General features: G+C 49.8%; 14 protein-coding genes, 4 pseudogenes and 1 other annotated feature. Of the genes and pseudogenes, 7 read left to right on the top strand and 11 right to left on the bottom strand.

All coding sequences use genetic code 11. The annotated features are described in order from the left end of the window. From P378_RS03720 to P378_RS03710, 3 genes and pseudogenes are all read left to right on the top strand, one after another. On the top strand, nucleotides 1-327 hold a 327-nt coding region (locus tag P378_RS03720; RefSeq protein WP_180260969.1), incomplete at its 5' end, for a recombinase family protein. Nucleotides 328-439: 112 nt separating this feature from the next. Beyond that, nucleotides 440-892: pseudogene (locus P378_RS03715) on the top strand (IS200/IS605 family accessory protein TnpB-related protein); the annotation flags it as partial. 277 nt (nucleotides 893-1,169) lie between these two features. Beyond that, on the top strand, nucleotides 1,170-1,370 hold the full coding sequence (locus tag P378_RS03710) for a peptidase (RefSeq protein WP_099082318.1): 201 nt from the start codon (nucleotides 1,170-1,172) through the stop codon (nucleotides 1,368-1,370). A 3-nt stretch (nucleotides 1,371-1,373) separates the two neighbouring features. Here the strand turns inward: P378_RS03710 and P378_RS03705 are convergent, their stop codons facing one another. The 5 genes from P378_RS03705 to P378_RS23375 form a co-directional block, all read right to left on the bottom strand. Then, nucleotides 1,374-1,970: a CoA-transferase gene (locus P378_RS03705; protein WP_238472834.1), complete on the bottom strand. Its 597-nt coding sequence runs from the start codon at nucleotides 1,968-1,970 to the stop codon at nucleotides 1,374-1,376. Next, entirely contained in the window at nucleotides 1,967-2,515 is a 549-nt protein-coding gene (gene yfcE / locus P378_RS03700; protein ID WP_099082317.1) for a phosphodiesterase, read from the bottom strand. The genes P378_RS03705 and yfcE overlap by 4 nt, the downstream gene beginning before the upstream one ends. Before the next feature lie 368 nt (nucleotides 2,516-2,883). Further along, on the bottom strand, nucleotides 2,884-3,030 hold the full coding sequence (locus P378_RS19355) for a hypothetical protein (protein WP_180260968.1): 147 nt from the start codon (nucleotides 3,028-3,030) through the stop codon (nucleotides 2,884-2,886). 185 nt (nucleotides 3,031-3,215) lie between these two features. Further along, on the bottom strand, nucleotides 3,216-3,902 hold the full coding sequence (locus P378_RS23380) for a glycosyl hydrolase family 18 protein (RefSeq protein ID WP_338013821.1): 687 nt from the start codon (nucleotides 3,900-3,902) through the stop codon (nucleotides 3,216-3,218). Beyond that, nucleotides 3,803-4,471, bottom strand: coding sequence for a copper amine oxidase N-terminal domain-containing protein (locus P378_RS23375; protein ID WP_338013820.1), 669 nt, complete (start codon nucleotides 4,469-4,471; stop codon nucleotides 3,803-3,805). The genes P378_RS23380 and P378_RS23375 overlap by 100 nt, the downstream gene beginning before the upstream one ends. A 126-nt stretch (nucleotides 4,472-4,597) precedes the next feature. Here P378_RS23375 and P378_RS03690 point away from each other — a divergent pair, with 126 nt between their 5' ends. Together P378_RS03690 and P378_RS03685 are read left to right on the top strand one after the other, a co-directional pair. Beyond that, the gene (locus tag P378_RS03690; protein WP_238472833.1) at nucleotides 4,598-5,335 is read left to right on the top strand and encodes a substrate-binding domain-containing protein; all 738 of its coding nucleotides are present in this window, start codon (nucleotides 4,598-4,600) and stop codon (nucleotides 5,333-5,335) included. 136 nt (nucleotides 5,336-5,471) lie between these two features. Next, nucleotides 5,472-5,675 (top strand): annotated as a pseudogene (locus tag P378_RS03685) (IS1380 family transposase); the annotation flags it as partial. Here the strand turns inward: P378_RS03685 and P378_RS03680 are convergent. Together P378_RS03680 and P378_RS03675 are read right to left on the bottom strand one after the other, a co-directional pair. Next, nucleotides 5,673-6,389, bottom strand: a complete 717-nt coding sequence (locus tag P378_RS03680) for an HAD family hydrolase (protein WP_099082316.1) — start codon at nucleotides 6,387-6,389, stop codon at nucleotides 5,673-5,675. The pseudogene P378_RS03685 and the gene P378_RS03680 sit on opposite strands and share 3 nt — an antisense overlap. A 25-nt stretch (nucleotides 6,390-6,414) precedes the next feature. Beyond that, nucleotides 6,415-6,759 (bottom strand): DUF896 domain-containing protein, encoded by a 345-nt coding sequence (locus P378_RS03675; protein ID WP_099082315.1) that lies wholly within the window; start codon nucleotides 6,757-6,759, stop codon nucleotides 6,415-6,417. A gap of 111 nt (nucleotides 6,760-6,870) precedes the next feature. Next, nucleotides 6,871-7,099 (top strand) — a binding site (T-box leader). Nucleotides 7,100-7,228: 129 nt separating this feature from the next. On the opposite strand from P378_RS03675, the gene hisS reads away from it, so the two are divergent. Then, the gene (gene hisS / locus P378_RS03670) at nucleotides 7,229-8,488 is read left to right on the top strand and encodes a histidine--tRNA ligase (protein ID WP_099082314.1); all 1,260 of its coding nucleotides are present in this window, start codon (nucleotides 7,229-7,231) and stop codon (nucleotides 8,486-8,488) included. Between the two features lie 101 nt (nucleotides 8,489-8,589). Then, a pseudogene (aspS, locus tag P378_RS03665) lies at nucleotides 8,590-10,394 on the top strand (aspartate--tRNA ligase). Between the two features lie 69 nt (nucleotides 10,395-10,463). Here the strand turns inward: aspS and P378_RS03660 are convergent. From P378_RS03660 to P378_RS03650, 4 genes and pseudogenes are all read right to left on the bottom strand, one after another. Continuing rightward, nucleotides 10,464-12,745, bottom strand: a pseudogene (locus tag P378_RS03660) (xanthine dehydrogenase family protein molybdopterin-binding subunit). 1 nt (nucleotide 12,746) lies between these two features. After that, nucleotides 12,747-13,196, bottom strand: coding sequence for a (2Fe-2S)-binding protein (locus tag P378_RS03655; protein ID WP_099082313.1), 450 nt, complete (start codon nucleotides 13,194-13,196; stop codon nucleotides 12,747-12,749). Then, nucleotides 13,187-13,321, bottom strand: coding sequence for a hypothetical protein (locus tag P378_RS23370; protein WP_338013823.1), 135 nt, complete (start codon nucleotides 13,319-13,321; stop codon nucleotides 13,187-13,189). The genes P378_RS03655 and P378_RS23370 overlap by 10 nt, the downstream gene beginning before the upstream one ends. Further along, nucleotides 13,294-13,983, bottom strand: a complete 690-nt coding sequence (locus P378_RS03650) for an FAD binding domain-containing protein (protein WP_338013819.1) — start codon at nucleotides 13,981-13,983, stop codon at nucleotides 13,294-13,296. Before P378_RS03650 ends, P378_RS23370 begins: the two co-directional genes overlap by 28 nt. Between the last annotated feature and the right edge of the window lie 143 nt (nucleotides 13,984-14,126).

Raw genomic sequence — 14,126 nt, 5'->3', positions numbered from 1 at the left:
CGTAAAGAACTCAGCAAACTATTAAAAATTATCGCCGGTGGTCAAGTAGATATTGTTCTCATAGAATACCGTGACCGTATAGCCCGTTTTGGTTACAAGTATCTCAAAGAATTTTGCCGACAATTTAACGTGGTTATCGAAGAAGTAGATGACCGGCCCAATAAAGAACCGCAAGAAGAACTGGTAGAAGACATGATAGCCATAGTAACCAGTTTTTCAGCCAGACTTTACGGAAAACGCGGCGGTAGAGTGGCAAAAAAGCTGGTGCAGGTCATTGAAAGCGAGGTGGCTGCCGGTGAAAACGACGGCAATGGGAGTAATCCTTGAACTTACCGAAACCCAACAAACCTACCTCGATAACCTCATGGCCCGTTACTGTGCAGCAGTCAGGTGGAGCTTTAAAAGATTACTGGAAGGCAAAGGAATCCAGGACATCCGCAAAAGCGTACAGGTCAAGTTTAACCTCAACTCCCGCCAGGCCAACGATGCAGTATACGATGCCCAAAACACCATCAAAAGCCAACATGAATTGGTAAAGTTTTTGGCATATGCAGAACGGAGAGCTTTAAGGGAAGGGGTGCCGGTGTTCAAAGTAAAGCCGGCATTTACCTCGGTAATAGGTATTCTGAAGTACCAGCACCAGTATGGGTTATCGTCTCATCAGGCAGCAGCCTTGGTGATAGCCCGGAGGGGTCTGGGTCATGTTTCTGAAAGAGTTCCCAAATTACTGGTAGACAGGTTTATCAAAGCAAAAGAAGGCTTTAGTAAGATAAACAACTGGCAGCAGTGGTCAAGTATCAAGAAATCTGTTCTAAAGAATCTGAAAAAGAAGGGGGTGAACAGCCTGGTTTCCTGGCAGGTTCACCGGAAAGAACTGTTAGGTATAGGGTAAATCCTATTCTCAAAAGACTTTATGGTATGGCAGCAGTACACGCTGTGAAAGGCTGCTGTCATAAGTTAACTGCCGAGGCAAGGGTAACACCCTTTCCGGGCAGGACGGACAGCATAAGCTGACGGTGAACCGAAAGGTGAACCACCCGGAACATAGATGAGAGTCTATGGCCTGGCAGTTGAATCCTGTGACACTGCCGCCCATTTGTCGAATGGGTGAAAAACTTACGCTATATTTTGAGTAAGTATGCGTAAGTTTTAGAAACCAGGCTAAGTAGATGCTGAGCAGGGCCAAAACAAGTGGTGATGTAGAAATGATTATCGATTTATACGAAAGAGACAAGGCTGCTTTAACAGCCATGTTGGTTAACATAAGGGAGATCATTTTAATGAACCAACCCGACGACAGGGCCATCGTGGAGAAAATAAAGGAATACCTAAAGGGGCAGGGGGTAGAGATAGAACACCCGGCGAAGTAGAACTTAATCCTGTACCGAAGTATAAGGGGAAGCCCGGCAGTTCATCCTGTTTTGCGGGCTTCCCTTTCTCCCGATAAAATAGCCCTGGGGGTCGATTTCTTCCCGGATCAAACACAATTCCTCCGGCGTAGGGGGGTCATAGGGGTACGCGTGATCATCCACCAGCAGCTCAAAGCCGGTATTTTCCTGCACGCTTTTCACCGTTTCTCCCGGCATGGTAGCCAGCAGCTTCATGCGATGGGTGGCTTCGTCAAATCCCAGAATGGCCCGGGTGGTGATCACCCTGTAGGGACCCTGGCCCAACAGGCCGGCCCTTTGGCGGGCGTCCGGACTGCCATCCAGGTAGCCCGGACTGGTTAGATAGCTCAGCCTTTCCTTAAACCTTCTTTTTTCATGGGACATAATGATGATGGTACGCTCGCAGGAGGCTGCCCTATCACTGGCGCCGCCGCTGCCGGGCAGCCGGAGTTGGGGCTTCCGGTAATCTTCCGGGAAGGACCCGATCATGGTGGAGTTGAGATTGCCATACTCAAACAAGAAAAGAGAGGGCTGAACTGCCTCTCTTTTATCATTGATAAGTACGAGATTTCCAAGGTTCAATTGTCGAAAGGAAGCTCCTGAATCACCTGACCGTTATGCATATTGATAAGCCGGATGAATTGATCTTCGATCACCGCCACAGAGTGAATATCATCCTTGGGAAGAGCGGTGCTGCCGGGGTTTAAGACAATTAAATCTTCATCCTTATAGAGTTCCTTGACATGGGTATGACCATAAATAAAAATATCCACCTCAAAATCCTTGGCCATTTGTATGTACGCCTGCTTTTCCCGGGTATATCCGTGGGTAACGAGAATTTTCAATTTGCCAAACTGCAGGAGAACATAAGGACTTTGCAGGGGGTGCTTGATCACCATTTGATCCACGTCGGCATCGCAGTTACCCCTGGCAAAAACGAGGTTGTTCATGGAATTTATTTTTTCCGCCAACTCCTTGGGGGAATAACCCTCCGGAAGGGGATTCCGGGGTCCGTGATACAAGACATCACCCCCGTGCAGGATATAATCACAGCTGCCAATTACCTCAAGGGCCTTCTCAAAATGCATTAAACTTCCATGGGTATCGCTGATAACGCCAATTCTCAAGTCTGCAGCCACTCCTCTTTTAGTTGGATGATCCTTGATTAATAATTCAACTCTATTATATCTTCCATAGAAGATCATTTCATTAAAATCATTGTTTTTGCTTTGTTGTTGTAACAATCTGAAACTTTTTGCTTCTACGAGTATAAAAATTACTAAGTAAATCTACATATATCTTTACATTTCTAAACATTCTCTGAGTAGATATCATTGCGGGTCGAATGTATGTTTGTTATAATATTCCTACAATAAATTCAAACAAACCCCAGGAAAAGAACTCCTGGGGTTTTCCAAATCCTATGAAAGTGGCTTTTGCTTACTTGTGGTGACAGGGTGCGTAATGTGCTAAGGAAAACCATATTTTTTTAAATTTAATGGGTTTCGTCAAAAGACAGCGTGGTAACCCTGGTAAATTCACCCCTTTTGATTTCTTCGGGGGATGCATCCTGCTCAATAAAATCGTACATGCCAGGGGCAACGTCAGGCTTTGCTTTTGCTTTTTTTAATTTTCGAGGCATTTTTATTTCATTCCTTCCTCAAAAGATTTAAAGATCGTTCCTCATGAATGATTAAAGATAGGTTGTCCCGACCCTGCACAGTTTATGATTGGATAACCATAAACGCAGAAGGGAAGACGCCGAAATATCATACAGCCCACCGGTTATGTCCCGGTGGGCTGTAACATTCAAGAGCATATTGTTTTCTATTTGTGTGCAACGACGCAGGTCCTCAAAGAAGCCCACATGTCGTCAGAAACCAGTCCCAGTCGCCACAGGGCAATCCCTTTTAGGTTATAACGCTTGGCGATGCCCACTTTGGTTATCAGGCTTTCCGGAGTTTCGCTGGGGACCGAAATGCCCAGGGTCAGTTTTTCCGGCGGCACCAATGCGCTGGCTGACTTAACGGCCTGGAGTACCAGGTCTGCCGGTTCGGGCTTCTGCCCGTAATCATAGGCCATGATAATGATTTCATCGGCCACTTGACCCAATTTTTGATAATCGTAACCCTGGTAAGCGCTGTTGGGTGCGTGCAGGGTCAGGGTTAATGGAAGGTTTGCCGCCTTAAGCTGATGGGATAACAGGGTAACAAAGTTGGTGAAGCTGTCTCTAACCCGGGCTAACCCTTCACCCTTGTTCTGCAGGCCCAAACCCTCAAAGTCCAGGTTCACCCCCTGGTAGGTCCTGGCCTCTTCCACGATCGCTGTAACCGCTTTGGTCATGGCTGGCTTGTTAGTCAGCAGGTTGGTAAGAGAGCCCTCTCCGTCGGTTATGTGAACCACCATTTGGGTTTTCAAACCATACTCTGCCGCCCGCTCCAAAACCTTTTCATAATCATCCGGTCTTTGCCAGCCGGTGGTGCTCTTGGTAAGAAGATTTCCTTCCTGGTCCAAACTGTACCAGCCAGGGCCACTGCACTGACTACATCGGTATTGCCCACACCAGCCTCAGGAAACGGTTTGCCGAAAAGATTGGTCCAACTGCTGGTCTGCCGGTCCCCCAGGGCATAAAACCCCGTAACCGCCATGTCCCGGGCCGGGGAGGTGATCTTGATCCGGTTTTCCGCCGGGCTCCATGCCACTTGACAGGCAAAGGCTTCACTGAAGAACCGCAGGGGAATCAAGGTTCTGCCGTTCAGCACCTTGGGCGGCACATCCAGTGGAATGGGGGCACCGTTCCGAAAGGCCGTTTTACTGCCTATTTTTAGAGAAACAGTGTTTTTACCGTCTGCTCCCACGATGGTCTGGGTCTTCTGATTCCAGGCAACCCGCACATTTAAGGCTTCTGCCAGGGCACGAAAAGGAACCAGGGTACGGTTCTTGTCCATGACCGGTTTTACATCAAAGGCCACCGGCAGGCCGTCTATGGAAACCGTAATTTCACCGGCAGGCTGGGCCAAGGCCGGCAGCACGCCGGTAAACAGCAGCAGGAAAACAACGGACAACCACAACAAACGCTTCATTTCTCAACCTCCATTAACTTTGTGAAACCTCTTAAAAAGGATATAAATATCAATTTCGACAAAATAGATGACTTGTTATAATACCGGACATCACCAACCCCTTCTTTCCCGATGTTGGCCAGGGGTGTGGAAGATGCCGCGTCCCAGGCAGGCTACAATGTCTTTCTTTGCAATACCAACTGGGTGCCGGACAAGGAAGAGACGTACCTGGAAGTCCTGGAAGAGAAAAGGGTGGACGGGTTGATACTGGCTTCGGTCACCGACAACGGCGAGGCCGTGCGGAGGTTCATCCAAGGGGTGACCCCTCTGGTACTGGTCAACAGGGTCCTCAAAGATATTGATACCCATTATGTGGTGATGGATAATGTCAAGGGCGGCTACCAGGTGGTGGAGTACTTGCTGGGTCTGGGACACCGTACCATTGGTTTTATCGGCGGTCTGGCCCACGTGGAGGCTACCCACGAGCGTCTGCAGGGGTACAAAATGGCCCTTGTCTCCGAAGGCATCCCTGTTGATGAGAGCTTAATCCGTTTAGGCACATTCAAGAGGGAAAGCGGCTATCAAAATGCCATGGCCCTGATCAGGGAGACAGAAAAAAGGCCCACAGCCATTTTTGCAGCCAGCGACATTTTGGCCCTGGGGGTCATTAAAGCGGTACAGGAATGCGGCCTGAAAGTCCCGGAGGATATGGCCGTAGTAGGCTTTGACGACATTCCTTTTGCCGCGGATGCAGAAGTGAGCCTAACCACCGTTGCTCAGCCTAAATATACCATGGGTGAAATGGCGGCCAAAATACTGCTGGAAGAAATCAAGGAAGGGCCGCCAAAGAAAAGAAACACGTGGTGCTCCAACCCAAGCTGGTGATTCGCAAAAGTAGCGAAACCGGTAAATAATCTCCGGGGTGATCAATCTTTCTTTTTTGACAAAAATACAAACGTTTACAATAACTAAAATCTTTAAGAGTAGAACCATGAATAAGGGAGGAGAGGGAAGATGAGTTGAAGATCCCCGTGAAATATGGCTTGACTTTGACGATTCAGTAATTACAGTGTTTGGTACCCAGCAGGGCTCAGAGGTTGGCTATAACCCCCGTTATCATGGACGTCGCTCTTACAAAATTAAAGTCGCCTTCGTTTCCGGCAGTTGTGAACTGTTAAACGCCGGACTTTACAGCGGTAACACCGCAAGTAATGGGCAGCTTTTATTTCACTTTAGGCAGCTTCCTAACGAATTCCATAAAATCCTCCAGGCGGCCTTCAAAATCCGCATCGTGGGAGGAATTACCGTGGTTGATCAGGTTGTCGGTTACCAGGTAGGTTTTGATGCCCAGTTTCCCGGCTACTAAATCTTCTTTGGTATCGTTGCCCACCATGAGGGTTTCCTCCGGGTTGGCCCCGACCTTTTCCAGGATTTCTTTGTAGTAGTTGGGGTTGGGTTTGCAGTAGTGGCAGTGCTCGTAGGTGGTGACCAGGGCCCAGGGGATATCGTTAATGCCGGCCCAGCGCATCCGGTGGGCGGTGGCTGCGTCCGGAAAGATGGGGTTGGTGGCCAGCACCAGTTGATACCCTTTGCCAACCAGTTCCAGACAAATTTGCCTGGATAACGGGGTCGGAAAGGTGCAGCAGATCAGTTCGCCAAACTCACCGTTATAGAAGTTATCAAATAAAGGCATTAGTTCCTCAGCGGGCAGGTTGAAGCGGGGCACAAAATCCTCCAGAAAAACCTGTTGATTGGTTTTGTCAGGACGGTTATCCCGGATCATTGCTTCGGTTGAAGCCCATATATGTTTATGCAGAGCCTCGGGGTCGAGAACATGTGCACAGGACTTGGTCAGGCGGCCAAAGTAATTAGTTAGGAAATGATGCAAGTCCATGGGCAGCAACGTGCCGTCCAGGTCGAACAGGATGGTTTTCAGCATATTTTCCCTCCGCTTTGGTTTTCTTTTAGTGCAGGGGACCTTTTTTGCCGTGGTGGTGCCCACAGCAGCCGCAGCCGTCTGAATGATGCTTGTGCTCGTGTCCGCCGCACCCGCAGGAACCCTCGTCCTCCACAAACTTGATTTTGTCCAGGGTGTCGATCACTTGCCCGCGGATACCCTTAAGATACTGCTGGCGCAGTTGGTGCTGTTCCTCTTTTTCCTCCGGGGTCAGCCCATCGCACCTCTGCTTACGGGCCAAAGCGTTAATTCTATCAACCAATTCCTTTGTAATAATGGGAATCACCTCATTTGTAGTATAGCATGTGGCACACAGGGGAACAAGTTCGTTCCATAAGCATCCCGGCATCATTACTATTATAGCATTTCCCACCATTTTTTAACAATTAGGAAACTGTTCGCACAGCCCTGTAACATTGACAAATTCCGTTCTTTTGCATACAATAATTCTCAGGTTATATAGGATAAATCCATGATCGGGAGAGTAAGCTTGAGAAATCTTGCTCAGGGAGGAGAAGCCCCGGACTGAAAGCTTCTCTGCAAGGGCTTTGGCTGAAGAACACCCGGGAGTTACCCCCGAAAGGAGATCCATCCCGGTAGGCCGGTACGGAACGACGCCGTTATCGTCGACTTGAGAGGAACATTTTTTGTTCAATCAGGGTGGCACCACGGGAAGATCTCCCGTCCCTGGCTATGCTCTGGCATACCCGGGACGGGAGTTTATTTTTTATTTCCGCAGGAATCGCTAAGCTTCTGTGCGCCAGGATTTTTTGGTGAGCAGGGTTGCTTTTAAAACGATTTGTCGCAAGGAGGTTTATGTTGTGTTAACGACCAGACCCAGAGGTACCAACGATGTATTGCCGGGAGAAGTGGAGAAATGGCAATACCTGGAGGAACTTGCCCGAAAGATTTGCAGGGAATACGGCTACGAAGAAATACGAACACCGATTTTTGAGCATACGGAATTGTTCCACCGGGGCGTTGGAGAAACCACAGACATTGTGGAAAAAGAAATGTATACCTTTACCGACCGGGGGGACCGCAGTATTACCCTGAGACCCGAAGCAACCGCTGCCATCGTACGGGCCTATGTGGAAAACAAGCTTTATGCACTGCCACAACCGGTTAAGTTATTTTTAATCGGACCGATGTTTCGTTACGATCGGCCCCAGGCCGGGCGTTTTCGCCAGTTTCACCAGTTTGACGTGGAAGTCTTCGGTTCCGACAGCCCGGCCATAGATGCAGAAGTTATTGCCATGGCCATGGATATTTATGAAAGAATCGGTTTAAAAGACCTGGAGCTTCATATTAACAGTGTGGGCTGTCCCGAATGCCGCCCGGTCTTAAGAAAAAAACTGCAAGAGCATTTTCAGCCCCATTTGGAAAACCTGTGTCCCAACTGCAAGGGGCGGTTTGAGAGAAACCCGCTGCGTATCCTGGATTGTAAAAACGAGCAGTGCCAGGAAATGGGCCGGCATGCGCCGACCACACTGGACGCCCTTTGTCCCGAGTGTGATTCTCACTTTGAACGGGTGAAGGGTTACCTGGATGCGGTGGGTGTTCGGTACATCGTGGACAACCGGCTGGTCAGGGGGTTGGATTATTACACCCGTACCGCCTTTGAAATCATGGCCCGGGACATCGGCGCCCAGAGTTCCATCGGCGGCGGCGGGCGCTACAACGGGTTAATTGAGGAATGCGGCGGGCCCGCCACCCCGGGTATCGGTTTCGCCCTTGGGTTGGAGCGCATTTTGCTGACAGCCGAACGCCAGGGTCTCACATTCCCGGTCACCCGGGGACCGGCAGTCTTTATTGCCACCGTGGGTACCGGGGCAGAAAGGCAGGCCTTCCAACTGTTGCAGCAATTACGCCGGCAGGGGGTTGCCGCCGAAAAGGATTACCTGGGCCGCAGCCTGAAGGCTCAGATGAAGTACGCCGGAAAATTGGAGGCCCGGCTGGTCATTATCCTGGGTGAGGAGGAAGTGGCCCGGGGAGTGGCAGTGGTCCGGGACATGCAGGCCGGTGAGCAGCAGGAAGTCTCCCTGAGTGAACTGATAAATTATATTAACGCCAAAGGGTAATTTTTTAATCATCATTTTTAAAACAACAATGCCCAGTTTTATACAACGAAGGTTAATTTTTCTAAAAATATTTGACAGGTAAGTAATGGAGGGTATTACAGATGTCTGAGTCTATGCATGATTTGCGCCGGACCATTTATTGCGGTGATCTGGGGAAACAACAGGAAGGTCAGGAGGTTGTGCTGACGGGCTGGGTGCAGAGACGCCGGGACCACGGCGGTTTGATCTTTGTAGACCTGAGGGACCGTTCCGGGTTGGTGCAGGTGGTTTTCAGCCCCGAAGTGGATGAGGAAGCTTTCAAAAAAGCCGAAGGCGTCAGAAACGAGTATGTCCTGGCCGTGGTGGGCAGGGTCAATGCCCGTCCCGAAGGCACCGTTAACCCCAATATGGCCACCGGGGAAGTGGAGGTTTGTGCCCATGCCCTGCGGGTGCTGAACCGGGCCAAAACCCCACCTTTCTATATTGAAGACAATATTGATGTGGACGAGAATTTACGCCTGCGCTACCGCTACCTGGATTTGCGCCGTCCGGAAATGCAGCGAGCCATGATGATGCGTCACCGGGCTGCCAAAAGTGTGCGGGATTTCCTGGATCAGCACGGCTTTTTGGAAATTGAAACACCCATGCTGACCAAAAGCACCCCGGAAGGGGCCAGGGACTACCTGGTGCCCAGCAGGGTCAACCCCGGCAAATTCTATGCCCTGCCCCAGTCTCCCCAGCTGTTTAAGCAAATTTTGATGCTGGCCGGCATGGAACGTTATTTCCAAATTGTCCGCTGTTTCCGGGACGAGGACCTGCGGGCGGACCGCCAGCCGGAGTTTACCCAGATCGACCTGGAGATGTCCTTTGTGGACACCGGGGACGTCATGGCTTAATGGAGCAAATGATTGCCCGGGTATGCCGGGATACCATGGGCCTGGAAATACATACACCTTTTCCGCGCCTTTCCTACCAGGAAGCCATGGACCGTTTTGGCTCCGACAAACCGGACACCCGTTTTGGGCTGGAACTGACGGACATCACACCCATTGCAGCCAGGTGCGGCTTTAAGGTCTTTAACAGCACCGCTGCCGGCGGCGGGCAGGTAAAAGGCATCAACGCCAAAGGCTGTGCCACCTTCTCCCGCAAGGAAATTGATGACCTAACCGCCTTTGTGGCGGTCTACAAAGCCAAAGGCCTGGCCTACTTCATTATTAATGAAGACGGCTCAGTAAAATCACCCATTGCCAAGTTCTTTACGCCCGAAGAGCTGGCGGCCATTCAGGATAAGCTGGAAGCGCAGCCCGGCGACCTGCTGCTGTTTGTGGCAGACAAACCGGCTGTGGTGGCAGCCTCCCTGGGGGCCCTGCGGGTCCACCTGGCCGAACGTCTCAACATGATTCCCCAGGGCCTGTGGAATTTCCTCTGGGTGACCGATTTCCCGCTGCTGGAGTTCGACCCCGAAGAAGGCCGGTATTTTGCCATGCACCATCCCTTCACCTCGCCGGTGGAGGAGGACCTGCCGCTGCTGGAGAGAGACCCCGGCAAAGTCCGCGCCAGGGCCTATGATATGGTGTTAAACGGTGTGGAAGTCGGCGGCGGCAGCATCCGCATCCACCGCCGGGATGTGCAGGAATTAATGTTTAAGGCCCTGGGCCTCAGCCCCGAGGAGGCCAAAGAGAAGTTCGGCTTTATGCTGGAGGCCTTTGAATACGGGGCTCCTCCCCACGGCGGCATTGCCTTTGGGTTTGACCGTTTGGTCATGCTGCTGGCCGGCAAAGACAGCATCCGTGACGTCATCGCCTTCCCCAAAACCGCCAGCGCCACCTGCCTGATGACCCAGGCGCCGGACGTGGTGGACCCCGCCCAATTGGCGGAACTGCATATCCGCAGCACACCGGCCAAGAACAACGGAAAACAGGCATAAATAAGTAACAGCTCCAACCTTCGTTGGAGCTGTTTTTTGATGATACCCAAGATGCTCGATAGCGATAAGTTACTTTGCCATCTCCATACCCATAAACACTTTCTCAGGCGTGATGGGGAGATTGGTAATCCTGACGCCCACGGCGTTATACACGGCATGGGCAATGGCCGGCGCCGGGGTATTGATCACAACTTCTCCTACGGATTTTGCTCCGAAGGGACCGGTAGGTTCATAACTCTCCTCAAAGGTTACCCGGACCGTCCCAATGTCTTTTCTGCAGGGGATCTTGTACTGCATGAAGGAGTTGGTCAGCAGATTACCCTTTTGGTCATACCGTACATCCTCATACATGGCCAGGCCGATGCCTGAACGATGCCACCTTCCACCTGAATCCTGGCCAGATTTGCATTGATAACCGTGCCGCAGTCCACAACGGCCACATAATCGAGCAAGTCGATTTCCCCGGTTTCTTTATCCACTTCCACCTCTGCAAAACCTGCAATAAACGGCGGGGGCGACACTGGACTTCCATAGGTAGCGTTACCAAACAGCTGAAGTTTTCCTGTACCCAATACCAAAAGTTCCGCAAGTTTCTCCAGGCTGATCCCTTTAGCTCCGTCCAGGGTTCTAACGGTTTTCCCGTCAAATTCTGCTTCTTCGGGTGAAACTTTTAAAAACTTGGCGCCGTTTTCAATAATTTGTTTCTTCAAATCCCCGGCTGCTTTTACCACAGCCATCCCCGTGACATAGGTTGTGCTGGAAGCGTAAGACCCCGGATCATAGGGGGAAACGTCCGTATCGGCTGTATTTACGATGATGTTTTCCAGCGGTGTTTCTAAAACCTCGGCGGCCATTTGCGCCAGGATGGTATCACTGCCTGTGCCCATGTCCGTGGAACCGATCAGAAGTGTAAAGTTACCGTCATCATTTAACCTTATTTCAGCGGAGGCTGTATCGATACCGGCGATTCCCGAACCCTGCATGGTTACCGCCATACCAACCGCTCTTACTTTGTTGTCGCCGACTTCTCTGCTTGGGTATTTTTCCTGCCAGCCGATCAGTTCTTTGCCCTTTTCGATACACCTGTGCAGGGTCGAACTTCCCAAAAGTTTACCATTGTAAGGCAGGCATGTTTCCCCTTCTTTGATTAAATTCTTTAGCCGAATTTCTGCCGGATCCATACCCAGTGCTTCTGCCAGTTTGTTCACCGTTGATTCCAGGGCAAAGGTCCCCTGGGTGGCGCCGTATCCTCGTAAAGCGCCTGCGGGCATTTTATTTGTATAGACCACATGGCCCATGAATCTGACCGCTTTTGTTTTGTTATACAAAGGAAGGGTTTTTTGTCCTACCACCGCAAATACCGTGGGGGCGTGTTCTCCGTAGGCTCCGGTATCCGATAAACCTTGTATGTCTACAGCCCGGATGGTTCCCTCTTTATCCGCTCCCAGCCGAACCTTTAATCGCATGGCATGCCGGCTGTTTGTGCAGGTAAAGGTTTCTTTTCTTTCATACACAATTTTAGCCGGTTTTCCTGTTTTTAAAGTCACAATGGCGGGAAAGACTTCTAGAACAGCGGTCTGCTTACCACCAAAACCTCCACCGATTCTCGGCTTAATGACTCTGATCCTGCTGGCAGGGATTTGCAATGCCCGGGCCAACTTTCTTCTGACATGGAATGGAATCTGGGTGGAACTGACCACCACCAGCCTTCCTGTATGATCCAGATAACTGAAAGCACGGTACGTTTCCATCATGGCATGGGCCTGGGCCTGGGTATAATAAGTTTCTTCTACAACCACATCACATTTTTTCAATTCTTCCTCAACGTCTCCGTATTCCACCTTCTGGGAAGAAACAATATTCTTTTTTTTATCCATGCCGATGTCAAAATTACAGTGAAGGTCATCCGCGGGATGAACGATGGAAGGATGGCCCGCCGCTTTTTCAAAATCCAAAACAGGTTCAAATACCTCGTACTCAACCTGGATCAAACTCATAGCCTTTAAAGCTGTTTTTTCGTCGACAGCGGCGATGATGGCCACTTCATCGCCGACGTACCGGACGATTTCATCCAGTATTAATCGGTCGTAGGGAGAGGGTTCGGGATAGGACTGTCCGGCCAATGTAAATCTTGTATTGGGGACATCTTTATAGGTAAGAATGCACTCAACGCCCGGAAGTTTTTCTGCCTGTGACGTATCGATGGATTTAATTTTTGCAAAGGCATGGGGGCTGCGAAGTATTTTGATCACCAGTGCATTTGCCAGGGCCAGGTCGTCTGTATAGACAGGCTTGCCGGTGGTGATGCTTATGCCATCGATCTTTGGAATGCCTTTACCAATGAAATTCATGTTATTCTACCCCCAGATACTTTTTAACGGCTCTTAACTGTCCCATATAGCCGGTACACCTGCACAAATTCCCGGTTAAATAGTGGATGATTTCCTCTTCTGTAGGGTTTTTGAGTTCATTTTTCATAGCCAGCACCGTCATGATGAAACCGGGACTGCAGAAGCCACACTGGTCTGCACCCTCCGCCACCAGAAATTGTGCAAAGTCCTCCGCTTCCTTTTGAACGCCCTCGATGGTGGTAATATTTTTACCGTTCACCCGAAAAGAGAGAGTGGTGCAGGACAGGGTTGGCTTCCCGTCGATCCATACCGTACACAGCCCGCAGCAGGATGTGTCACAGCCCTGTCTGATGCTTAACATTTCGTTGGCCCTTAAAGTATCCGCCAAAAATTCGTCGTTTTCTATTTCCAAAGTAACCTTTTTATCATTGAGGGTGACTTCTATTTGCATTGTAGCACCTCCGTGATGGCTCTTTTGACCAGTACTTTACACATCGCCTTTCTATATTCTGCGGTGCCTCTGATGTTGCTGCCAAAGGATAACTCCTCTACGGCCATAGCGGCTGTATTGGCGATGCTATCAGAGTTGGCATTTCCTTTCGACAGTTTTGCCGAGGCTTTTTTGCAATTTGAGCCCGTAGCGGTCTGGCTCCAACCACAATGCGCCACTGGTCATCTAGCCGTGAAACAGCCGCATTCAGGACAGGAAAGTCGCTTTTTGAGTTTCTCAGACTTTGATACGCGGCTTTCCTTTCATTCTTTTTAATAAACACTCTTGTGAGAATATCTTTTTCAGGAGATCTGTCCAGAAAGTCTGCCAGCGGCATTCTGCCGCCTTTATACAATTCTACTTCAGAGTCTAAAGCCAAAAGAGCTGTGAGCAAGTCGGAAAATCCAAACTTCGAGTACACACTGGCACCCACCGTAACAATGTTCCTGAATTGAACGCCTATGATATGGCTAACTGATTGAGGTAAAATGCGATTAAAATGCGTGTTCAGTACAGAGTTGGTTTCAATCTCTCGGAATGTTGTCATGGCCCCGATTTCAATAAAATCATCTTTCTCTTTGACATGGTTCAAATTAAGTTTTGACAAATCAATGGCTGTACCTATTTTCTTGGAGCCCAACCGTAAAAAAGCACAACCGCCGAGGATCGTATTGCTTACATCATTGGTCAAGACGTGGTATGCTTCTTCCAGGGTATCCGGTTGTATTAAATGCTGTATTGTAAACATGCTCAGCCCCCAAATCAATTAAAGAAGTTTTTAGCAAAATAGATAAAACGCTTAATGTCTTATTTTACCAAAAATCAGACAGTCCTTCTATACTTTGATCATCCTGCCGCTGCCAATCATTGAATTTGACACCCCAATTGACT

Source organism: Desulforamulus profundi (genome assembly GCF_002607855.1).
This window is presented reverse-complemented; position numbering and strand designations above follow the sequence as displayed.